This is a genomic window from Actinomyces succiniciruminis (genome assembly GCF_900002405.1).
Taxonomy (GTDB): Bacteria; Actinomycetota; Actinomycetes; order Actinomycetales; family Actinomycetaceae; genus Actinomyces; species Actinomyces succiniciruminis.
Genome location: NZ_LK995493.1, coordinates 47,314 through 68,432, shown reverse-complemented (window position 1 = coordinate 68,432; position 21,119 = coordinate 47,314). Strand labels below are relative to the sequence as shown.

Below are 21,119 nucleotides of genomic sequence, written 5' to 3'. Positions count from 1 at the left end.
TTTCCCTACACGACGCTCTTCCGATCTCCTCGCCTGGCTGCATCCGGAGCGCTACGACCCCCTCGACGTCGGCTACCAGCCCCTGCACGGGCGCTACGCCCTGGGTACCGGAGGCTGGTGGGGGGTGGGCCCCGGCTCCTCCCGGCAGAAGTGGGGCTACCTGACTCAGGCGGACTCCGACTACATCTTCGCCGTCCTCGGGGAGGAGTTCGGACTGGTGGGAACCCTGCTGGTGATACTCCTGTTCGCCGTGGTCGGCTGGTGCTGCCTGCGCATCATCCGTCGCTCCGACTCCCTGTACGCGGCCGTGGTCGTCGGTGGCATCATGACCTGGATCGTCGGCCAGGCCCTGATCAACATGTCCGTGGTGGTCGGCCTGCTGCCCGTGCTGGGCGTGCCGCTGCCGCTGATCAGCGCGGGCGGCTCCGCGCTCGTGTCCGTGCTGTTCGCCGTCGGGGTGCTGCTCGCCTTCGCCCGCAACGAGCCCGGCGCGCCCGAGGCACTGCGCTCCCGCAGCGGCGCCGTACGCCGTACCCTGGCCGTCATCGCCCCGCGCAGGAGGAAACGTGTCTGACACCCCCACCCCCGAACCCGCCGCGGACGGCCCCACCGGCCGGCCGCTGCGCGTGCTGCTGGCCGGCGGCGGCACCGCCGGCCACGTCAACCCCCTGCTGGCGACGGCCGCCGCCCTGCGCGACGACACCAGCGGCGGCGACCCGGACACCGACATCCTGGTGCTGGGGACCAAGGAGGGGCTGGAGGAACGGCTCGTCCCCGAGGCCGGCTACCCCCTGGCCCATGTGCCGCGCGTGCCCATGCCGCGGCGCCCCACCGGCGACCTGCTGCTGCTGCCACGGCGCCTGCACCGCGCCGTCGACGCCGCCGGCCAGGCCATCGCACAGGTTGGTGCCGACGTCGTGGTCGGCTTCGGCGGATTCGTCTCCACCCCCGCCTACCTGGCGGCCCGCAGCGCCGGCGTGCCCGTGGTCATCCACGAGCAGAACGCCCGCCCCGGCCTGGCCAACCGGCTCGGGGCCCGCTGGGCCGCCGCCGTCGCCCTCACCTTCGCCTCCACCCCGCTGGCCGCCACGCACGGCCGCACCGAGGTCACCGGCCTGCCGCTGCGCCCCGCCATCGGTGCCCTGGCCGCCCGCCTCAATGACGACGCCGACGCCGCCCGCCGCGAGGGTGCCGCAGCCCTCGGCCTGGACCCGGCCGCCCCGACCCTGCTGGTCACCGGCGGCTCGCTGGGCGCCCAGCACCTCAACGAGGTCCTGTGCGACTGCGCCGCCCGCCTGCCGGAGAACCTGCAGGTGCTGCACCTGACCGGCCGCGGCAAGGACGCCCCGGTGCGCGCCGCCCTGGAGCGGGCCGCGGCGGGCGCCCCCGGGCTGTTGGAGCGCTACCACGTGCTGGACTACCTCACCACCATGGAGCAGGCCTATGCGTGCGCCGACGGCGTCATTTGCCGCTCCGGCGCCGGCACCGTCGCCGAGCTCACCGCCCTGGGCCTGCCCGCCCTCTACGTCCCCCTGCCCATCGGCAACGGGGAGCAGCGCCTGAACGCCGCCGACTGCGTGGCCGCGGGCGGCGGGACGCTGGTGGGCGACGCCGACCTGAGCGGCGACGACGTGCTGGCCTTCACCGGCCTGCTCACCGACCCGACCCGCCGCGCCCAGGCCGCGGCTGCCGCCGCCTCCACCGGGGTGCGCGACGGCGCCGCCCGTCTGGCCGCGCTGATCCGCGCCGCCGCCGGCCGTGTGCCCGGTACGGCGCAGGCCGACGAGAACCAGGAGCCAGGCCAGTGACCGATCCACAGCTGTCCAACCCCGTCGCCGGAGCGGACCAGGCGCACACGGCCAAGGCGCCCACAGACCTGGCCGGTCATGCCTTCCACCTGATCGGCGTGGGCGGCGCCGGCATGAGCGTGGTGGCTCAGATCCTCGCGGCGCGGGGCGCCACCGTGACCGGCTCGGACGCCCACGGCGGCGACGCCTTCGAGCAACTGCGCCAACAGGGCCTGAAGGTGCACCTGGGCCACGCCGCCGCCAACGTGCCGGAGGCCGCCACCGTGGTGGTGTCCACCGCCATCAAGGAGACCAACCCGGAGCTGCGCGCCGCCCGCGAACGCGGCCAGGAGGTCATCCACCGCTCGCAGGCCCTCGCCCTGGCGGCCCGCGGTCGCGATTTCGTGGCCGTCGCCGGCGCCCACGGCAAGACCACCACCTCCGGCATGCTCGCCCAGGCGCTGTCCAGCGCCGGGCAGGACCCCTCCTTCGCGATCGGGGGAGTGGTCCGCTCCCTGCACACCGGCGCCCACTTCGGGGCCGGGCGCGCCTTCGTCGCCGAGGCCGACGAGTCCGACCGCTCCTTCCTCAACTACGCCCCCACGGTCGAGATCGTCACCAACATTGAGCCCGACCACCTCGACAACTACGGCACCCCGGAGGCCTTCGCCGCCGCCTTCGTCGACTTCGCCGCGCGCCTGGTCCCCGGCGGACTGCTGATCGCCTGCGCCGACGACCCCGGCGCCCTGGACCTGGCCCGCACGGCCGCCGCCGCCGGCACCCGCGTGACCACCTACGGCACCACCACCCCCGCGGACATCCCCGGCGGCCCGGTGCCGGGCGCGGCCCATGTGCGCGTGGAGGTGATCGCCCGCAGCGCCACCGGCACGCAGGCGTCCCTGACCCGCTGGGACGCCGACGCCGTCGCCACGGGCTCCGGCCCGAGCTCGCAGCCGGTGTCGCTGGAACTGTCCCTTCCCGGCGACCATGTCGCCCTGGACGCCGCCGCCGCGTGGGAGGCCGGCTGTGAGCTGGGCGTGCAGGCGACGGCCATGGCTCGTGCCCTGAGCGAATTCGGCGGCACCGGGCGCCGCTTCGAGGAGCGCGGTGAGGCGGCCGGGGTCCGTGTCATCGACGACTACGCCCACCACCCCACCGAGATCGAGGCGCTGCTGGTGGCTGCACGTGAGGTCGCCGACGCCCGCGGTGGGCGTGTGGTGGCCCTGTTCCAGCCGCATCTGTTCTCCCGCACCCGCAACTTCGCCGACCGCTTCGGCGCGGCCTTGGGCGGCGCCGACCGCGTGATCGTCACCGCGATCTACCCGGCCCGCGAGGCCCAGGCGGACTTCCCCGACGTCACCGGCCAGATCGTCGTCGACCGCATCCCGGGCGACGCCCGCTACATCGCCGACCCGTATGCCGCCGCCCGGGCGGCCGCGGCCGCCGCCCAACCCGGCGACCTGATCCTGACCATCGGCGCGGGTGACGTCACTCGGCTGGGTCCCGTCATCCTGGAGGCGCTCGCCGAGCGCAGCGCCTCGGCATGATGCGCAAGCCGACCCCGCCGCGCCCGCGCGGCCCCGAAGCGGAACCGGAGCCGGATACGGCCGCGGCCGAATTGAGCGTGCACGATGACGGCGGGCCCGCCCTGCCTGTCCGGGGCGAGCACCGCGACCGGGTCGTGTCCACCGGGCTGACCGACCGGCTCGATGAGCGCCGTCGCGCCCGCCGCCGGCTGCGCCGCGGTCGGCTGGTGCGTGCCATCGCCCTGGTGACGGCCGCGGTCCTGCTGGGGTGGGGGGCGCTGTTCTCACCGCTGCTGGCCTTGCGCACCACCGACATCGCCGTGACGGGAGCCGACGATGCTGTCGATGCCGCCGCGGTGCAGCAGGCGCTCGCCGACCACGCCGGCCAGTCCCTACTGCGGCTGAACGTCGGCGCCTTGGGGGATGAGGTTGCCGATTCCCTGGTGCGGGTGAAGTCGGCGGCGGTGACCCGCTCCTGGCCGCACGGCCTGGCGGTGCGGCTGACCCTGCGGGTGCCCGTCGCCGCCCGGCCCACGGATGCCGGATACCAGGTGCTCGATGGTGAGGCCGTGGTCCTTGAGACCGTCGAGCAGGCGCCGGACGACCTGGCCGTGATCCAGACCCAGCCGGGGCAGGAGCTGTCCGAGGCACAGGTTTCGGCGGTGACCGAGGCGATCGGCAGCCTGGACGCCGACGTGCGCGCACAGGTTGCCAAGGGCGCCGTCTCGGACACCGGGCAGGTGACCTTGACGTTGGCCGGCGGCGCCACCGTGGTGTGGGGACAGTCCACCGACAACGAGCTCAAGGCGCGGGTGCTGGCGGTGCTGCTCGGCCAGGAGGCGCAGACCTACGACGTGTCCAGCCCGCACAGTCCCACCACCTCCTGACACGCCGAACTCAAATGCGCCTGCGGCGGGCGTGGGGCCCATAGCGTTGGGCACGTCATCGGAAGAATGACATAAGTATAGACCTCGACTTCAGGTTGAAGGTTGAGGGGAGTCCTTGGACTCGGCACCAAACGCGGAGGCAGACAGTGGCGGAATCGCAGCACTATCAAGCAGTCATCAAGGTGGTGGGCGTCGGCGGCGGCGGCGTCAATGCCGTCAACCGCATGATCGAGGCCGGCTTGCGCGGCGTCGAGTTCATCGCCGTCAATACCGACGCGCAGGCGCTGCTCATGTCCGACGCCGACACCAAGCTTGACGTCGGCCGCAACCTCACCCGCGGCCTCGGCGCCGGCGCCGATCCGACCATCGGCCGCAAGGCCGCCGAGGACCACGAGGACGATATCCAGGAGGCCCTCGAGGGTGCCGACATGGTCTTCGTCACCGCCGGCGAGGGTGGCGGCACCGGCACCGGCGCCGCCCCGATCGTCGCCAAGATCGCCCGCTCCCTGGGCGCGCTGACCATCGGTGTGGTCACTCGTCCCTTCGCCTTCGAGGGGAGGCGGCGCGCCATGCAGGCCGAGGACGGCGTCACCAACCTGCGCGCCGAAGTGGACACACTCATCGTCATCCCCAACGACCGGCTGCTGCAGATCGCCGACCGCAACATCAGTGTCGTAGACGCCTTCAAGCAGGCCGACCAGGTGCTGCTACAGGGTGTCCAGGGCATCACCGAGCTCATCACCACGCCCGGCCTGATCAACGTTGACTTCAACGACGTCAAGTCCGTCATGCAGGACGCCGGCAGTGCCCTGATGGGTATCGGCTCCGCCACCGGCGAGGATCGCGCCCTGACCGCCACCGAGCAGGCCATCGCCTCCCCGCTGCTGGAGTCCTCCATCGACGGCGCCCACGGTGTCCTGCTCTTCTTCCAGGGCGGCAGCGATCTGGGACTGTTCGAGATCTCCGAGGCGGCCAACCTGGTGCGCGAGGCGGTCCACCCCGAGGCCAACATCATCTTCGGCAACGTGGTCGACGGCGCCCTCGGCGACGAGGTGCGCGTCACCGTCATCGCCGCCGGATTCGACGAGGAGGGCCCCGCGGACTCCACTGCCGACGCGGCGGCCACCCTGTCGCGCGCGGCCGCTGCGGCCCGCCCCGCCGCCGGCCCCGCCACCCCGGCACGCGGCGCCCACGCGGCCGAGAACCCGATCACCCGCCCCGTTCCGGCCGTCCCCGCCCCCACCACGGCGGAGGTGCCGACCTACGTCGACGACTCCCAGCCCGAGGCGGAGCCGGAGCTGACCGTGCCCCGGGTCATCGGCGTCGACGCCGAGAAGGACGATATCGACCTGCCCGACTTCCTGCGCTGAACCGTGGCGGATGAGGCAGTAGCGGATGCGCTGATCGCCGTCGACATGGGCGACGGCGCCCGCGGCTACTTCACCACCCGCGCGCCCGCACCGGCGGGGGAGGGCGGCCCGTATGCGGGCTTCAACCTCGCCCTCCACGTCGGTGACGACCCCGCCCGGGTTGAGGCTCACCGCCGCCGCCTCGCCCGGGCGCTGGGCATCGTTCCCGACGCGGCGGAAGCCGCGCCCGGGGCCGGTGGCCGTGCAGGCATTGCCTGGATGAACCAGGTGCACTCGGCCCGCATCGCCTCCGCCCGGACCGACGCCCTGCCCACCGCCGACGCGCTGGTCCTGGATACCCGCACCCCGCCCGCCGGCCCGGGCGGCTCCGGTCCGCTCCCGGCGGCGGCCGCGGCCGTGCTCGTGGCCGACTGTGTACCGCTGCTGCTGGCCGGCGCCGACGGCACCGCGGTAGCCGCCGTCCACGCCGGCCGCCGCGGGTTCCTGGCCGGTATCGTCCCGGCGGCCGTGGCGGCCCTGGTCGCCGGCGGCGCGGAGTCCGCCGGCATCCGCGCCGCCATTGGACCGTCGATCTGTGGCGCCTGCTACGAGGTGGGCGCCGCGCTGCACGCCGAGGCCGCGGCCCGTGAACCCGCCTGCGCCAGCACCACGCGCTGGGGCACGCCCGGCATCGACCTGGCCGCCGGCATCACTGCCCAACTCGAACGCGCCGGCGTGCGCCACATTCTCAACGTCCACCGCTGCACCTACGAGCAAACCGAGCTGTACTCCTACCGGCGCGACGGCGTGACCGGTCGTCAGGCCGGGATTGTGCTGTTGGCGCCGGCGTAACGGCGGCCGAATGGATACGGACGCGCCGATATCCGATGACACGCCGCAGTGAATCAGCCGCCAGTCCGTCGGCGCCCGATACCGTCAGCCTCATCCGGACCGCAGGGAACCGGACGGACAAGGAGCAACTCTCATGAGCGCACTGCGCAAGATGACCAATTTCCTCGGCTACTCCGAGCCGATCGAAGAGGACTACGCCGATGCCCCCGAGGACACCCACGTGGACTTCACCCAGGGCCTGGCCGACGACTACACGGACCACGACGCCGGCAACGTCTACGAGGCCCCCTTCGAGGAGGCGCCCGCCCCGGCGGCGACCCCGGATCTGCGTCGCATCGTCACCGTGCACCCCTCCACCTACAACGAGGCGCGGGTGATCGGCGAGTCCTTCCGGGATGGCGTACCGGTCATCGTCAACCTCACCAACATGAGCGAGTCCGACGCCCGCCGCATGGTCGACTTCTCCGCCGGGCTGGTCTTCGGGCTGCACGGCGCCATCGAGCGGGTCACCCCGCGGGTGTTCCTGCTGACCCCGACTTCGGTCGAGATCGACGACGGCGAGGGCGCCGATGACGCCCATGGCCGCTTCTTCAACCAGAGCTGATCGGGCCGGCTGCGCAGCCCATGGTCGCAATCGTCTCGATCATTTCGAGCCTGCTCAACCTGTACGTCCTAATCCTGCTGATCCGTGTGGTGTTGGACTGGATCCAGCTGTTCGCTCGAAGCTGGCGTCCCACCGGCGTCGTGCTGGTTCTGGCCAATGTCGTCTACGGGCTCACCGACCCGCCGCTGCGGCAGATCCGCCGCTTCGTGCCGCTGGTGCGCCTGGGTGGCGTCGGTGTAGACCTGAGTTTCCTGGTCCTGTGGTTCGGAATCGTCATCGTCCAGCGCCTGCTCCTGCTGCTGGTGTGACGTTCAACGCGGTCGCTGGATCGAGGAAGCGGCAGGAATTCAGCCCGAAGGCGACATACATCGCCGCATGTGATGGTAACGTGACATGTGGTCCGCCCCATGACGCTAACGCAACGCGGGGTGGGGCCGTACCCTTCCGATTTAACTCGTATCAGGAGTTGAGCATCCCGACAGCATGAGGACCGGTTCTCCGGTGCCCATTCAGACCACCCCACGACGCTGAGGAGATCATCATCATGCCGCTGACCGCGGACGACGTCCTCAACAAGAAGCTTCCGACCACTCGGTTCCGCGAAGGATACGGGCAGGAGGCAGTCGACGAATTTCTTGATGAGGTGATCGCGGCTATGCGGAGTCTTGAGAACGAGTTGGCATCCGCGAAGGCCCGAGTTGCACGCCTGGAGCGCGCCAATGCAAGGCTAAGGGGGCAGGGAGGGGTAACACCGGGTGCGTGACATGCGCCTCCGAATGTGGCCTGAACCTGGAGTTCAGGTAATCTGTCCGCATGAGTCGCCGGTCATCCGGTGCTCGTGGCATCTTCCGTAACGACACCGAGGTGACGACTATGACGCTGCTAACCGCAGACGACGTCCTCAATAAGAAGTTCCAGGCAACCAAGTTCCGCGAGGGATACGAGCAGGACGAGGTCGACGAGTTCCTTGATGAGGTCGTCGAGTCCATGCGTCAGCTCGAGGCCGAGAACGCCGACCTGAAGGCCAAGCTCGAGGCCGCGAACGCCCGCATCGCCGAACTGGGTGAGGGCGCCCCGGCCGCGCCGGTCGCCGCGCAGGAGACCACGGTCGTGGAGCCCGTCGTCGAGCCGGCTCCCGTCGCGCCGGTCGCCGACGAGTCCCAGGAACCGGCCGCCGCCTCCGGCATGCTCGAGCTGGCCCAGCGCCTGCACGACGAGCACGTCGCCAACGGCAAGGCCGAGGGCGAGCGCATCATCGCCGAGGCCCGCGCCACCGGTGAGCAGGTCGTGCGCGAGGCCGAGGACCAGCGCAACCGCACCCTGGCTCAGCTGGAGAAGGAGCGCTCCGGCCTGGAGCACAAGATCGACGAGCTGCGTCGCTTCGAGTCCGACTACCGCACGCGCCTGAAGAGCTACCTGCAGAACCTGCTGACCACCGTCGAGGACGGCAACGAGTCGGCCACGCCCAGCCTGTAACGGCAGCGCCGACGCCGCAACCGCGTCATGACATCCGCCGGTCGGGGCGGCGGGCCCAGCCGGGCCGCCGCCCCGACCGGGTCGTCTCTGCAGGGCGGTGGCAAGCCGCATCCACCCGTCGAACTCCACGAAGGACCATGAGCGAGACTCCCGAACCCGTCACGCCGATCCGGCCGACCTCCGCCAGCACGCCGGACACGCCGGAGGCGACCACGACGGCGTCCGTACGGCGCCCGCACCGCCCCCTGGCGGCGTTGTGGACGCTGGCGGTCGTGGTGGTGGCCGTGGACCAGCTGACGAAGGTGTGGGCGGTAGCAGCCCTGTCGGATGGGCACCGCGTGCGCGTGCTGGGCGACTGGCTGACGTTGACGCTGCTGCGCAACCCCGGCGCCGCCTTCTCCTTCGCCACCGGTCAGACCTGGATCTTCGCCCTGATCGCCATCATCGTGACCGTGGTGGTCATTCGCATCTCCCGACGACTGGGCTCCATGTGGTGGGCGGTCGCGCTCGGCCTGGTGCTGGGCGGCGCGGTGGGCAATCTCATCGATCGCCTGGTGCGCGCCCCCGGGGTGCTGCGCGGACACGTGGTGGACTTCATCGACTACGGCGGCTGGTTCGTGGGGAACGTGGCCGACATCGCCATCGTCGGCGCCGCCGTAATCATCATGGTGTTGTCCCTGCGCGGCCGCGAGTTGGACGGCAGCCGTGCGGGCGAGGGGCGCGGTCGGCACGCGGAGACCGACGCATGAGCCTGCGGCTGCTGCCCGTTCCGGACGGGCTCGTGGGGCAGCGGCTGGACGCGGCCCTGGCCCGCATGACCGGGCTGTCCCGCTCCAAGGTTGAGGCCCTGTGCGCCGCCGGCCGGGTCCGCATCGACGGCGCCGCCGCGGACAAGGCGCAGCGGCTGGAGGCCGACACCACGATCGAGGCCGACCTGCCCGACCCGCGCCCGCCCGCGCCGGCTCCCACCCCGGTGGAGGGCATGGGCATCCTTTACGAGGACGCCGACATCGTCGTGGTCGACAAGCCCGCCGGCGTGGCCGCGCACCCGTCGGTCGGCTGGGACGGGCCCGATGTGCTCGGCGCGCTGCGAGCCATGCACATATCGGTGGCCACCTCCGGGGCCGCCGAGCGACAGGGCATCGTCTCGCGGCTGGATGTGGGCACCTCCGGCGTCATGATCGTCGCCAAGGGGGAACGGGCCTACTCGGTGCTCAAGCGCGCCTTCCGCGAGCACACCGTCGACAAGGTCTACCACGCCGTCGTCCAGGGGCACCTGGACCCCTCCTCCGGCACGATCGACGCCCCCATCGGCCGTCACCCCGGCAGGGAGTGGAAGATGGCCATCATCGACGGCGGGCGCGAGTCCATCACCCACTACGACGTGATCGAATTCATGCCCCGCGCCAGCCTGGTGGAGGTCCACCTGGAGACCGGCCGCACCCACCAGATCCGCGTGCACATGGCCGCCGTCGGCCACCCCTGCGTGGGAGACGCCACCTACGGGGCGGACCCCACCCTGAGCGCCCAGACCGGCCTGAGACGCCAGTGGCTGCACGCCACCGAACTGACCATTGCCCACCCGCTCACCGGCAGACGGATGACCTTCCACAGCGATTATCCCGAGGACTTGGCCCGGGCCCTGGAAGTCCTACGCCTGCCCTGAACCGCCTGCCGCCAATGACCGCACCTGACCCGACCGGCCACCCGCCGCTGCGCATCGCACCGCTGCGCGCCGTCGTCGCCCCCGTCCGCTTCGCCACCGCCCGCGGCGATGACGCCGACCCCGCCCTCGATGAGCTGCGTCGCGCGGTGGCGGACGTGCGCCTGGAGGTGTTCGTGGACGAGCAGGACGTCCCCCTCGCCCTGGAGATCGACGCCCGCGACTTCGCGGCCACCACCATCCACGTGCTCGCCTGCGGCGCCGACGGCGCCCCGTTGGGCGCGGCGCGCCTGCTGCTGGAGCCCGACCATCCCGGGCAGGTGCACCTGGGACGCCTGGCCGTCAGACGCCCCGCCCGCCGCACCGGGCTGGGGGCGCGCCTGGTCGCCGCCGTCGAGCAGGCCGCCCTGCGGTACGCGTCCGTGGAGGGCACCGTCACCGTGGTGCTGGCGGCGCAGGAAACGGCCATGGGCTTCTACCGGCGCTGCGGCTACCGGGTGGTCACCGGGGAGCGTTACCTGGATGCCGGCATCTGGCATCAGGACATGGCCCGCACGCTCACACGCTCCTAAGATGAGCCGCATGGCAGACACGAGCGTTGCGCAGACGGTGGGCGAGCAGACCGACGGCAAGGAGCCCTACGACGACTTCGTCCACCTGCACGTTCACACCGACTACTCCATGCTCGACGGCGCCGGGAAGATCAAGAACTACGTCGCCGAGGCCAAACGGCTGGGGCAGCGTGCCCTGGCCATCACCGACCACGGCTACATGTTCGGCGCCTACGAGTTCTACGCGGCCGCCAAGCAGGCCGGTATCAAGCCGATCATCGGGGTGGAGGCGTACATGACGCCGGGCACCTCCCGCTTCGACAAGACCCGTGTGTTCTGGGGAGACGAGTCCCAGCGCTCCGACGACGTCTCCGCCCGCGGCTCCTACACGCACATGACACTGCTGGCTCGCGACGACGAGGGCCTGCACAACCTCATGCGGCTGGACTCCTACGCCTCGCTGGAGGGGCAGTGGGGCAAGGCTCCGCGCATGGACCGCGAACTGCTGTCCCGCTACTCCGCGGGCCTGATCGGCTCCACCGGCTGCCCCTCGGGCGAGGTGCAGACCCGCCTGCGGCTGGGCCAGTACGACGAGGCGCTGCGGGCGGCCGGGGAGTTCCAGGACATCTTCGGCAAGGACTTCTTCTACGTGGAGTTCATGGACCACGGGCTGGAGATCGAGCGGCGCGTCACCAAGGACCTGCTGCGCATCGCCAAGGCGTTGGACGCCCCCCTGCTGGCCACCAACGACTCCCACTATGTGCGTCCGGAGGACCGCACCGTGCAGGACGCGATGCTGTGCATCAACTCCGGCTCGGTGCTCTCGGACCCCGACCGCTTCAAGTTCGACGGCGACACCTACTATCTGCGTCCCGGCCGGGAGATGCGGGCCCTGTTCAAGGAGATGCCGGAGGCCTGCGACAACACGCTGCTGGTGGCCGAACAGTGCAACGTCAACTTCCAGACGGTTGACGATGGCGTGTCCTATATGCCGGCCTTCCCCGTGCCCGAGGGGGAGACCATGGAGTCCTGGTTCATCAAGGAATGCTGGAAGGGCATGGACCGCCGCTTCCACGGCGACATTCCCGAGGACTGCCGCAAGCAGGCCGAGTATGAGATCGGCGTGATTGTGCAGATGGGCTTCCCCGGCTACTTCCTGGTGGTGGCCGACTACATCAACTGGGCCAAGCGGCAGGGCATTCGCGTGGGCCCGGGCCGCGGCTCCGGCGCCGGCTCCATGGTCGCCTACGCCATGGGCATCACCGAACTCAACCCCCTGAACCACGGGCTGATCTTCGAGCGCTTCCTCAACCCCGAGCGCATCTCCATGCCGGATATCGACGTCGACTTCGACGAGCGCCGGCGCGACGAGGTGCTGGAGTACGTCAAGCACAAGTACGGCGCGGACAAGATCAGCCAGGTGGTCACCTACGGCGTGATCAAGGCCAAGCAGGCCCTGAAGGACTCTTCCCGTGTCATGGGTTACCCCTACGCGGTCGGTGACCGCCTGACCAAGGCGATGCCGCCGTCGGTGATGGGTAAGGACATCACCATCAAGGGCATGTTCAACCCCGAGGACCCGCGCTACGGGGAGGCCCAGCAGTTCCGCGACCTGCACACCGAGGACCCCGACGCGCAGAAGATCGTCGAGCTGGCCGGCGGCCTGGAGGGCATGACCCGCCAGTGGGGCGTGCACGCCTGCGCGGTCATCATGTCCAGCCGGACGTTGACGGACATCATCCCCATGATGCAGCGGCTCCAGGACGGCGCCTATATCACCCAGTTCGACTACCCCACCTGCGAGCACCTGGGGCTGCTCAAGATGGACTTCCTGGGGCTGCGCAACCTCACGGTCATCTCTGATGCCCTGGACAACATCGTCGCCAACGGCAAGCCGGCTCTGGACATCGACAACATCGCCCTGGACGACCGCGAGACCTACGCGATGCTCGCCCGCGGGGAGACCCTGGGCGTCTTCCAGCTGGACGGCTCCGGCATGCGCACCCTGCTGCGGCTGATGAAGCCGGACAACTTCGAGGACATCTCCGCCGTCGGCGCCCTTTACCGGCCCGGCCCCATGGGCGCCGACTCGCACACCAACTACGCCCTGCGCAAGAACGGCATGCAGGAGATCGTCCCCATCCACCCCGAGCTCAAGGACGTCCTGGACCCGATCCTGGGCACCACCTACGGCCTGATCGTCTACCAGGAGCAGGTCATGAGGATCGCCCAGGAGCTGGCGGGCTTCTCCCTGGGCAAGGCAGACAAGCTCCGCAAGGCCATGGGTAAGAAGAAGCCCGAGATCCTGGCCAAGGAGTTCGTCGGCTTCCGGCAGGGCATGCTGGACAACGGCTACTCCGAGGAGGCCATCCAGACCCTGTGGGACGTCGTCGTCCCCTTCTCCTCCTACGCCTTCAACAAGGCTCACTCGGCTGCATACGGCGTGGTGACCTACTGGACCGCCTACCTCAAGTGCCACTACGCGACCGAGTACATGGCGGCCATTCTCACCTCCCAGAAGGACAACAAGGACAAGCTGGCCGTCTACCTGGGCGAGTGCCGCCACATGGGCATCAAGGTGCTCCCCCCGGACGTCAACGCCTCGCGCGCCCAGTTCTCCGCCGTGGGCGAGGACATCCGCTTCGGCCTTGGCGCCATCCGCAACGTCGGCGCCAACGTCGTCGACGCCATCGTGCAGGCGCGCGAGCAGAAGGGCGACTTCACCAGCTTCGAGGACTTCCTCGACAAGGTCCCGGCGGTGGTGTGCAACAAGCGCACCATCGACTCCCTGATCAAGGCCGGCGCCTTCGACACGCTGGGCAAGTCCCGGCGCGCCCTGCAGGCCTGCCACGAGGACTTCGTCGATGAGATCATCGGCGTCAAGCGCAACGAGGCCGCCGGCCAGTTCGACCTGTTCGCCTCCCTCATGGGGGAGGGGGGTGGCGAGGCCGCCGACGCCGGCTTCGGTTCCGGCCCGGTCTTCTCCTCGGAGGTGCCCGACCTGCCCGAGTGGGACAAGAAGGAGAAGCTCGCCTACGAGCGTGACATGCTCGGCCTGTACGTCTCCGACCACCCGCTGCTCGGGCTGGAGAGCGCCCTGTCGAAACTGGCCGACACCGAGATCTCCGACCTCATCGAGGACGACGACCGGCCCGACGGCGCCATGGTCACCATCGCCGGGCTGATCACCTCGCTGACCCGCAAGACCACCAAGCAGGGCAACCTGTGGGCGATCGCCCAGATCGAGGACCTGGGCGGCAGCATCGAAGCCCTGTTCTTCCCCTCCACCTACCAGACGGTCTCCACGATGCTGGCGCCGGATACGGTGGTGACCCTGCGCGGGCGCCTGAACCGGCGCGACGGGCAGGTCGCCCTGTACGTGCAGGAGATGACGGTGCCGGACGTGTCCAGCGCCACGCACGAGGCGGTGACGATCACGCTGCCGACCAACCGCTGCACCGGTCCGCTGGTGGAGCAGTTCAAGACGGTGCTGGAGAAGCACCCGGGCATGTCCACCGTGCGGCTGACGCTGACCAGTCCCGGCCGTGAGGTGCGTACCCAGTTGGACAACTCCCTGCGCGTGGAGGCGTCTGCGGCCTTCTACTCCGACATCAAGGCGCTGCTGGGCCCCGGCTGTCTCAAGCGCTGACCGCCGGCCTGCTGCGACCCTTCGCCCCCTACTGCGAGCTTTTGCACCCTGGTGTGCGGCTATTTGCCATACACCAGGGTGCAAAAGCTCGTACTAGACGCCGCGCAGGCGGCAGTCGGGTTACGGGGTGGGCGGCTCAGGACGCGGCGGTCACGACGGCGCCGGCTGCACCCGTCGGCAGGTCCACGACGACGACGTCGCCGTCGGCCAGGCGGTGCCCGCGCCGGGTCTCGACTTCGCCGTTTACCGTGACGTCGCCGGACTGGATGGCGATGCGGGCGTCGGCTCCGTCCTCCACCAGGCCTGCGAGCTTGAGGAACTGCCCGAGCTTGATCTCGCCGGAGACGGGAACGGAGGGGAAGGCGGATGCAGACATGCGCCCATTTTGGCAGGGCCGCACGGTATTCGCATCCGCGAGCCCTGACCTCCGCTCACGCCTGCTTCAGGATCTGGGAGGATGAATGGGTGTCATCGTCCGCGTCTGGGGCATCGCCCGAACTCGAGCTGCCTGCGGGAGGCGAACTCGCGCTGACCGTGGGGGAGCGCTACCTGGTGGGTGAGCGCAGGTACACGCTGACGCCGCGGCTGGCCGAAGCCGTGATGCGTGCTCGCGAGGTGCTGATCGATGTTGCCGCGCACCGTGAGGTCATCACCTACGGCGAGCTCAGCGAGGCGATCGGTGGCACTGTCCTGCCTCGCCACATGGGCCCGCTGCTGCACATGCTCGGATACGACTGCACCGAGCGCGGCGAGCCGAGCCTGCCGGCGTTGGTAATCAACCAGGCCAAGGGTGAGGTCGGCACAGCCGACGACGCCTGGGCGCCGCCCGAGCGCAGCGCCTGCTGGGACTACTGGGCTCGTGGATGACGGCTGGTGACGAGCCCGGGACAAGCCCCGTGTGCCGCCGTCGTCCGGGCGACGTCGACTAGAACACCTCGGTGGCCGTGCGTTCCAGTGGCAGGGCGGCGACGAAGCGCTCGAGATAGCGGTCGTACTCGGCGACCTCCGCGGGTGTGGGGACGATGGTGGTGACTTCCAGATCGGCGAAGATGTGCTGTTCCAGGTAGTCGGCCAGCTGGGTTCCGTCGCCCCACAGCAGGAAGCCGGCCAACAGTGCCATGCCCCAGGCGCCTCCCTCCGCGGCTGCCTGACCGACCGACACGGGGGTGTCGAAGGCGGCCGCCAGGACCCGCTGGGGGATCTCGGGCGTCTTGAAGATGCCCCCATGGGCGAACATGGAGTCGATCGGCGCGTCGGCGTTCTGCTTGAGGATCTTCAACCCGTAGGCCATGGAGGCGAAGGCGGCAAACAGGTGTGAGCGCATCAGGCCGGCCAGGGTGAACCGGATGCCGGGCTGGCGCAGCGTGAGCGGGCGCCCCTCCGGCAGGGAGACGATGGCGTCGCCGGACAGGAAGTTGTAGGACAGCACCCCGGCGTCATCCATATTGCCCTCGGCGGCGGCGCCCAGGAGGATGTCGAACAGCGGGCCCCGCTGGATGGGGTGGCCGATGGCGTCGGCGAACTGGGAGAAGATCTCCACCCAGGCGTTCAGGTCGGAGGTGCAGTTGTTGGCGTGTGCCATGGCCACCGGCGCTCCGGACGGGGTGGCCACCAGGTCGATCTGCTCCACCAGGCTGCGCAACGGCTGCTCCAGCACAATCATGGCGAAGGCGCTAGTGCCCGCGGAGACGTTGCCCGTGCGTGGGCGCACCGAGTTGGTCGCGACCATGCCGGTGCCGGCGTCGCCCTCCGGCGGGCACAGCCTCGCCCCGGGCTGGAGCGTCCCGGTGGGATCGAGCAGGCGGGCCCCGTCGGAGGTAAGCCGACCGGCGTCCTGCCCGGCCAGAGCGATCTCCGGCAGGATGTCGGCCAGCCGCCACGGCATGTCGACCAGCTGGTCGAAGGCGTCGAGCATGCCGGCGTCGAAGGAGCATCCGTCCGGGCCGATGGGGAACATGCCGGAGGCCTCGCCCACGCCCAGGATGTGGCGGCCGGTGAGCCGGTAGTGGACGTAGCCGGCCAGCGTGGTCAGACGGGCGATGCGGGTCACGTGCTCCTCGCCGTGGGTAATGGCATGGTGCAGATGCGAGATTGACCAGCGCTGCGGGATGTTCAGCCCGAACAGCTCCGACAGGGTGCGGGAGGAGTCCTGGGTGAAGGTGTTGCGCCAGGTCCGGAAGGCCGCCAGCAATTCTCCATTGGCGTCCAGGGGGAGGTATCCGTGCATCATCCCGGAGACGCCGATTGCCCCCACCTGGGACAGCGGCGTGCCGTAGCGCTCCCGGTAGCGGCCGGCCAGGTCGGCGTAGGCGGCCTGCAGCCCGGCGACGACGGCGTCCATCGAGTAGGTCCACACGCCGTCGACCAGCTCGTTCTCCCAGGTGAAGCCCCCGTCGGCCAGCACGGTGCCGGTGGAGTCGATGAGTACCGCTTTGATACGGGTCGAGCCGAACTCGACGCCGAGGGCGGTGCTGGCCGAATCGATGTTTGCGGGGGTGGTTGCTGCGGTCATTCGGCGCTCCGTTGCTGATTGGTGTATTGCTGCCTTTCGGCCGGGTGCGACGTCGCGCCTGGCCGGGCCCATGGGCGCCATGATAGTGGTACCGGCCACGGATTGTGAACGTTCACTGTGGGAGGCGACGGCTCGCGCGGTGGAAGTCTCCCGGCGGACGCCGGTGGGTGGCTCGGCGGCACTATCGTGTCCCGCTCGCGTGGGTCGGCGACTCCCAGCACGCGCCGAGTCTCCGGTAAGCCCTCGAATTCGTGTCGTACCAACTGGATATCTTCCGCATATGACCGAGCCCACTTCCGATCCGCACCCAGCCGATCCGCAGTCCGCCGATGGACGCGCCGACCTGTCCGCCGGTGACGGCATGACGCCCCGCTCCGTGCGGGGCGTGCCCTACCTGTTCGATACCGGGCTGGTCCTGCCGACGGCGCTGGTAACCCGGGCCGGTCCGCATACCGCCTTCGTGCGTGTCTTTCCCCTCGACGCGACGGCGCAGGTGGCCGCAACCGCGCGGCGGGCCGGGTTTCGCCTGAATCGGGCTACACCCGAAGCCGACTGGCTGCTCCTGGCCGACGTCGACGGCCTGGCGGACGCGCGCCTGGCGGCACTCGCGGACGCCCTCAACGCCGCAGGATTGTGCGCCTTCGCCTACGCGGGCACCGGGCCTCCCGAGCCACGTGCGGGCGAGCGCGGTCGGCCGCGTCGGCTCGGCACACGACGGCCGGAGGCGGCGGACGGCACCGTGTTCGTGGAGGTGAGGTTGCACGATCCGCTGTTCGGCAACGGTCCCGAGGCGCCTCCATCTGCGCAGACGGTCGTATACGGCCCTTCCGAGGATCTGGAACTGTTTCAGGAGACGGCCGCGGAGCGCTTCGTCATTGAGCCGGTGCCCGAGATCGGGGGAATGGCAGCGCTGCGGATCGACCATGCGGAGGTGGCTGCGGGGCTGACCAGCATCGAGGCCCTGGTGGAGGAACTCGACGCCGCCCTGCGGGAGTGCGGCCTGCAGGGGCCCGTGCACATCGTCGATCGGCGGGATGCGCCGGCTGGGGGCGGAGGATGAATAAGGGCCGGCCTCTCGGCAGCACCTGGATCCTGCCACCAAACTGGTATCATTCTTGAGTGGCTATGACTCTGCGGCTGAACGAGCGCCAAGATCGACTTCTCAGAGAGTTGGCCGCGGCGCAGAACATCTCTAAGCAGGAGGCCGCTGCGCGTGCGATTGTGGAGACGGCTGAGCGCCACCTGCATCAGGAACGGCTGGCCGAGCTTTCCGAGCAGACTCGGACCCGTTACGCCGATCTCCTGCGGAGGCTCGGTGAGTGAGGGTACGTTTCCTCGATTTGGAAGACCTACTTGCACTCACAGCCGACCTCGGCGTGCGGGAGGTACGGGATCTGGGTTTGTTGGCAGCCGCAGCGCAGCGGCCAACGACCACTCTTTACGGACACGACGCATACCCGACTTTGGCGGCGAAGGCGGCTGTCCTCCTGGAATCGGTTGTTCGTAACCACGCGTTGGTCGATGGGAATAAACGGCTCGGGTGGCTCTGCATGGTCGTTTTCCTGGGACTTAACGGCGTGGAACTGGATGTCGATGACGACGAGGCCTATGACCGCGTGGTGGAGGTTGCTGCGGGGCGAGCCGAGTGGCAGCAGATAGCGAGCTGGCTGAATGCAAATGGAGTGCCCTAACGGTTCAGCCCGGCCGTGGCGGTGGCCCGGGCCAGGGCGCGCAGGTCGGCGGCCGTGCGGTCGGTGCCGTCACTGCGACGCGGCAGGCCGTGCACGGCCGCGACCCACTGCGGGTCAAGCGCGCTAGCACCCAGGTAGCTGCCCGCGATCGCACCGGTTATGGCCCCGACCGTGTCCTTGTCCTGGCTGGCCTGCACCGCCCGGTCCAACAGCAGATTCATCCAGACGCGCGCCACCTCCCCACGGTCACCGCTCATGGCCGCCGCGGAGCGGTGGCCGGCGCGGTTGGCGAAGATGAAGGCGAGTGTCGCGTGTCCGAGTGCGTGCACCGCGAAGCCGTCGCCGGCCGGCGGGGCCTGGTAGTGGTCCGCGTCCAGAATCCCGCCGTCGAACAGGTCATGCCAGTACTCGCGACGCTCGGCGGGAATCAGGTCCAGGGTCGCCAAGGCGTTGGCCCCGAAATACGGCATCCCCTGCCACGCCGGCGCCATCACGTTGGCACGGATCATCTCGGCCTGAATCACGCAGGCGTCCCCGGCCAGGGGGTCGGCGTGCGTCAGCTCGGCGACCGCCCGGGCGGCGGCGGCCGTCGCCCTGCGGTCGCCCAGGCGGGTCAGGCCCACGACCCCGTTGCGCATCAGAGCACCATTGCCCGCCGTCCGGCCGGTGCGCGCATGCAGGTCCGCGGCGGCCGCCCGCATCCGGGCGGCGATTCCCGGCGCAGCAGCGGTGTCGGCGACGGCGTCGATCACCGCGCGGGTCTGGGCTCCCACATCGGTGGCGCCGTCAACGGTCACCCAACGGCACCAGCCGCGCGCGATCTCATCCAGAGTGGCGTCCTCGGTCAGGTCCGCGCCCGTGGCCGTAATCTCGGCGATGTACAGGGACATCTGAGTGTCGTCGCTCCACTCGCCCGGTGCGTAGTCGCCGAAGCCGCCGCCGAGCAACTGCGCGGGTCCCTCCAGAGGCACCTCGCCCGGTTCGTAGGGCACGCCCATGACATCGCCGACCGCCTGCGCCAGCAGCACGCCCTCAACGCGGTCCAGTTGGGAGTCGGTCAGGGCGCCCGCGGAAGCGGAGTTCGGGTTGGCCAGTCTCATGACGGCAGCGTAGGGGAGTGCGACCCCGGGGCGCTCGTGCGATGCTTGCCCCAGCGCCCGCGCGTCGTCGCCCGAAGAAGGAGCTTCCGTGACCACCCCAACGACCGGCTCAAATCCCGACTCCCACTCCGACGTCCCCGTAGACGCCGAGCCCGCCGTCACGCTCTACCCGCAGGACGACGGCCCCACCCTCGGGGTCAGCTCAGCCCCCGTGATCGAGGTCGACGGCCGCCTGTTCAAGGACCTGGCCCGCACCGGGACGCTGCTGCCCTACGAGGACTGGCGGTTGCCCGCCGCCGCGCGCGCCGCCGACCTCGCCTCCCGGATGAGCCTGGAGGCGATCGCCGGGCTCATGCTCTACTCACCCCACCAGCCGGTCCCCAACCCCGGCGTCGGCCCCTTCGCCGGCACCTACGGCGGCCGCCCCTACCCGGAGGCCGGCGTACCCGCCTGGGCACTGACCGACCAGCAGCGCGCCATGCTCACCGCCGACCACGTCCGTCACGTGCTCGTCTTCACCCTCCAGGATGCGGATACCGCCGCCCGCTGGAACAACGCCATGCAGGCGCTCGCGGAGTCCGAACCGCTGGGCATCCCGGTGAACACCTCAACCGACCCGCGCAACGGTGCCGCGGAGGCCTCCGGCGCCGAGTTCGCCACCTCCGCCGCCGATGTGTCCCGCTGGCCGGAGGGATTGGGCATGGCCGCCCTGTTCGACCCCGACCGGGTGGCCGAGTACGCCGCCATCATCTCCCGCGAGTACCGGGCCCTGGGCATCACCACGGCGCTCGGCCCCCAGATCGACATCGCCACCGACCCCCGCTGGATGCGGCTGCAGGACACCTGGGGGCCGCACTCCGGCCTGGTGGCCGACTACACCCGCGCCTACTGCGACGGCATGCAGACCACTCCCGACGGAACCGGCGCCGCCTTCGGCCTGACTCCGGGCCACGCCGACCTGCCGCCGACGGCCGTCTCCTACGCCGACCCCGGCTGGGGCGGCGCGTCGGTGTCAACCATGGTCAAGCACTGGCCCGGCGGCGGCACCGGTGAGGGCGGCCGCGACGCCCACTACGGCTTCGGCAAGTTCGCCGTCTACCCCGGCGGCAACGAGTCCGAGCACCTGCGCTCCTTCGACGCCTCCTTCCACCTGGACGGCCCCACCGGATCGGCAGGCGCCGTCATGCCCTATTACACGATCTCCTGGCATTACCGCACCCCCGACGGGCAGGTGCTCAACGGCGAAGGCGCTCCGACGCCGCCGCGGGCCAACGCCTACAACCGCGCCATCGTCCACGACCTGCTGCGCGAGGGCCACGGCTTCGACGGCGTGGTATGCACCGACTGGGGCATCACCGCCGATCCCGACCCGGAGATCGACCACTTCGGTCAGCGCTGCTACGGCGTGGAGGACCTGGATGTGGCGGGCCGCCATCAGCTGGCCATCGACAACGGCGTGGACCAGTTCGGCG

The 21,119-nt window shown here is 70.3% G+C and carries 22 protein-coding genes; 19 read left to right on the top strand and 3 right to left on the bottom strand.

Features of this window, described 5'->3' with window-relative positions:
- The 14 genes from BN1056_RS14640 to dnaE form a co-directional block, all read left to right on the top strand.
- Nucleotides 1-574, top strand: a 574-nt coding sequence (locus BN1056_RS14640; protein ID WP_244671542.1) for an FtsW/RodA/SpoVE family cell cycle protein, incomplete at its 5' end; no start/stop codon positions are given.
- Nucleotides 567-1,808, top strand: a complete 1,242-nt coding sequence (locus tag BN1056_RS06070) for a UDP-N-acetylglucosamine--N-acetylmuramyl-(pentapeptide) pyrophosphoryl-undecaprenol N-acetylglucosamine transferase (RefSeq protein ID WP_244671541.1) — start codon at nt 567-569, stop codon at nt 1,806-1,808. The genes BN1056_RS14640 and BN1056_RS06070, both read left to right, overlap by 8 nt.
- Entirely contained in the window at nt 1,805-3,334 is a 1,530-nt protein-coding gene (gene murC / locus BN1056_RS06065; protein WP_425306109.1) for a UDP-N-acetylmuramate--L-alanine ligase, read from the top strand. The genes BN1056_RS06070 and murC overlap by 4 nt, the downstream gene beginning before the upstream one ends.
- Nucleotides 3,331-4,200, top strand: a complete 870-nt coding sequence (locus BN1056_RS06060) for a cell division protein FtsQ/DivIB (protein ID WP_244671540.1) — start codon at nt 3,331-3,333, stop codon at nt 4,198-4,200. Before murC ends, BN1056_RS06060 begins: the two co-directional genes overlap by 4 nt.
- Before the next feature lie 146 nt (nt 4,201-4,346).
- Nucleotides 4,347-5,570 (top strand): cell division protein FtsZ, encoded by a 1,224-nt coding sequence (gene ftsZ, locus BN1056_RS06055; protein ID WP_210579795.1) that lies wholly within the window; start codon nt 4,347-4,349, stop codon nt 5,568-5,570.
- Between the two features lie 3 nt (nt 5,571-5,573).
- The gene (locus BN1056_RS06050) at nt 5,574-6,401 is read left to right on the top strand and encodes a purine nucleoside phosphorylase YfiH/LACC1 family protein (RefSeq protein ID WP_425306108.1); all 828 of its coding nucleotides are present in this window, start codon (nt 5,574-5,576) and stop codon (nt 6,399-6,401) included.
- Between the two features lie 133 nt (nt 6,402-6,534).
- Entirely contained in the window at nt 6,535-7,005 is a 471-nt protein-coding gene (locus BN1056_RS06045; RefSeq protein ID WP_210579794.1) for a cell division protein SepF, read from the top strand.
- Nucleotides 7,006-7,025: 20 nt separating this feature from the next.
- The gene (locus BN1056_RS06040) at nt 7,026-7,313 is read left to right on the top strand and encodes a YggT family protein (protein WP_210579793.1); all 288 of its coding nucleotides are present in this window, start codon (nt 7,026-7,028) and stop codon (nt 7,311-7,313) included.
- A 236-nt stretch (nt 7,314-7,549) separates the two neighbouring features.
- Nucleotides 7,550-7,768, top strand: a complete 219-nt coding sequence (locus BN1056_RS06035; RefSeq protein WP_425306107.1) for a DivIVA domain-containing protein — start codon at nt 7,550-7,552, stop codon at nt 7,766-7,768.
- A gap of 110 nt (nt 7,769-7,878) precedes the next feature.
- Nucleotides 7,879-8,481 carry a DivIVA domain-containing protein gene (locus BN1056_RS06030; protein WP_210579792.1) on the top strand — a complete coding sequence of 201 codons (603 nt, stop codon included), beginning with the start codon at nt 7,879-7,881 and terminating at the stop codon, nt 8,479-8,481.
- 137 nt (nt 8,482-8,618) lie between these two features.
- Complete coding sequence (gene lspA / locus BN1056_RS06025; protein WP_210579791.1) at nt 8,619-9,230, top strand: signal peptidase II; 612 nt, start codon at nt 8,619-8,621, stop codon at nt 9,228-9,230.
- Nucleotides 9,227-10,147: an RluA family pseudouridine synthase gene (locus tag BN1056_RS06020; RefSeq protein WP_210579790.1), complete on the top strand. Its 921-nt coding sequence runs from the start codon at nt 9,227-9,229 to the stop codon at nt 10,145-10,147. The genes lspA and BN1056_RS06020 overlap by 4 nt, the downstream gene beginning before the upstream one ends.
- A 14-nt stretch (nt 10,148-10,161) precedes the next feature.
- Nucleotides 10,162-10,716: a GNAT family N-acetyltransferase gene (locus BN1056_RS06015; RefSeq protein ID WP_210579789.1), complete on the top strand. Its 555-nt coding sequence runs from the start codon at nt 10,162-10,164 to the stop codon at nt 10,714-10,716.
- A gap of 10 nt (nt 10,717-10,726) precedes the next feature.
- Nucleotides 10,727-14,344 carry a DNA polymerase III subunit alpha gene (gene dnaE / locus BN1056_RS06010; RefSeq protein WP_210579787.1) on the top strand — a complete coding sequence of 1,206 codons (3,618 nt, stop codon included), beginning with the start codon at nt 10,727-10,729 and terminating at the stop codon, nt 14,342-14,344.
- Between the two features lie 136 nt (nt 14,345-14,480).
- On the opposite strand, the gene BN1056_RS06005 is transcribed toward dnaE, so the two are convergent.
- Nucleotides 14,481-14,720, bottom strand: coding sequence for an RNA-binding S4 domain-containing protein (locus BN1056_RS06005; RefSeq protein WP_210579785.1), 240 nt, complete (start codon nt 14,718-14,720; stop codon nt 14,481-14,483).
- A gap of 89 nt (nt 14,721-14,809) precedes the next feature.
- Here BN1056_RS06005 and BN1056_RS06000 point away from each other — a divergent pair, with 89 nt between their 5' ends.
- Nucleotides 14,810-15,211, top strand: a complete 402-nt coding sequence (locus BN1056_RS06000) for a hypothetical protein (protein ID WP_244671539.1) — start codon at nt 14,810-14,812, stop codon at nt 15,209-15,211.
- Nucleotides 15,212-15,269: 58 nt separating this feature from the next.
- Here the strand turns inward: BN1056_RS06000 and BN1056_RS05995 are convergent, their stop codons facing one another.
- A complete protein-coding gene (locus BN1056_RS05995; RefSeq protein ID WP_210579783.1) occupies nt 15,270-16,856 on the bottom strand; it encodes a xylulokinase in 1,587 nt (528 codons plus the stop codon).
- A 280-nt stretch (nt 16,857-17,136) separates the two neighbouring features.
- Between BN1056_RS05995 and BN1056_RS05990 the strand changes: the two genes are divergently transcribed.
- From BN1056_RS05990 to BN1056_RS05980, 3 genes are read left to right on the top strand one after another with little or no spacing between them, the layout of a single operon-like run.
- Entirely contained in the window at nt 17,137-17,916 is a 780-nt protein-coding gene (locus BN1056_RS05990; protein WP_210579781.1) for a hypothetical protein, read from the top strand.
- A gap of 59 nt (nt 17,917-17,975) precedes the next feature.
- Nucleotides 17,976-18,179 carry a CopG family transcriptional regulator gene (locus tag BN1056_RS05985; RefSeq protein ID WP_073333116.1) on the top strand — a complete coding sequence of 68 codons (204 nt, stop codon included), beginning with the start codon at nt 17,976-17,978 and terminating at the stop codon, nt 18,177-18,179.
- Nucleotides 18,176-18,547 (top strand): type II toxin-antitoxin system death-on-curing family toxin, encoded by a 372-nt coding sequence (locus BN1056_RS05980; protein WP_210579779.1) that lies wholly within the window; start codon nt 18,176-18,178, stop codon nt 18,545-18,547. Before BN1056_RS05985 ends, BN1056_RS05980 begins: the two co-directional genes overlap by 4 nt.
- Here BN1056_RS05980 and BN1056_RS05975 read toward each other — a convergent pair.
- On the bottom strand, nt 18,544-19,647 hold the full coding sequence (locus BN1056_RS05975; protein ID WP_210579777.1) for an ADP-ribosylglycohydrolase family protein: 1,104 nt from the start codon (nt 19,645-19,647) through the stop codon (nt 18,544-18,546). The two genes, BN1056_RS05980 and BN1056_RS05975, sit on opposite strands and share 4 nt — an antisense overlap.
- A gap of 88 nt (nt 19,648-19,735) precedes the next feature.
- On the opposite strand from BN1056_RS05975, the gene BN1056_RS05970 reads away from it, so the two are divergent.
- On the top strand, nt 19,736-21,119 hold a 1,384-nt coding region (locus BN1056_RS05970; protein ID WP_280516443.1), incomplete at its 3' end, for a glycoside hydrolase family 3 N-terminal domain-containing protein.

Bases quoted from the DNA above. Each gene is read 5' to 3' on its own strand.
- BN1056_RS06060 (WP_244671540.1), top strand. From the start codon at position 3,331: ATGATGCGCAAGCCGACCCCGCCGCGCCCGCGCGGCCCCGAAGCGGAA.
- BN1056_RS06045 (WP_210579794.1), top strand. From the start codon at position 6,535: ATGAGCGCACTGCGCAAGATGACCAATTTCCTCGGCTACTCCGAGCCG.
- BN1056_RS06040 (WP_210579793.1), top strand. From the start codon at position 7,026: ATGGTCGCAATCGTCTCGATCATTTCGAGCCTGCTCAACCTGTACGTC.
- BN1056_RS06035 (WP_425306107.1), top strand. From the start codon at position 7,550: ATGCCGCTGACCGCGGACGACGTCCTCAACAAGAAGCTTCCGACCACT.
- BN1056_RS06030 (WP_210579792.1), top strand. From the start codon at position 7,879: ATGACGCTGCTAACCGCAGACGACGTCCTCAATAAGAAGTTCCAGGCA.
- lspA (WP_210579791.1), top strand. From the start codon at position 8,619: ATGAGCGAGACTCCCGAACCCGTCACGCCGATCCGGCCGACCTCCGCC.
- BN1056_RS06020 (WP_210579790.1), top strand. From the start codon at position 9,227: ATGAGCCTGCGGCTGCTGCCCGTTCCGGACGGGCTCGTGGGGCAGCGG.
- BN1056_RS06015 (WP_210579789.1), top strand. From the start codon at position 10,162: ATGACCGCACCTGACCCGACCGGCCACCCGCCGCTGCGCATCGCACCG.
- dnaE (WP_210579787.1), top strand. From the start codon at position 10,727: ATGGCAGACACGAGCGTTGCGCAGACGGTGGGCGAGCAGACCGACGGC.
- BN1056_RS06005 (WP_210579785.1), bottom strand. From the start codon at position 14,720: ATGTCTGCATCCGCCTTCCCCTCCGTTCCCGTCTCCGGCGAGATCAAG.
- BN1056_RS05995 (WP_210579783.1), bottom strand. From the start codon at position 16,856: ATGACCGCAGCAACCACCCCCGCAAACATCGATTCGGCCAGCACCGCC.
- BN1056_RS05990 (WP_210579781.1), top strand. From the start codon at position 17,137: ATGACCGAGCCCACTTCCGATCCGCACCCAGCCGATCCGCAGTCCGCC.
- BN1056_RS05975 (WP_210579777.1), bottom strand. From the start codon at position 19,647: ATGAGACTGGCCAACCCGAACTCCGCTTCCGCGGGCGCCCTGACCGAC.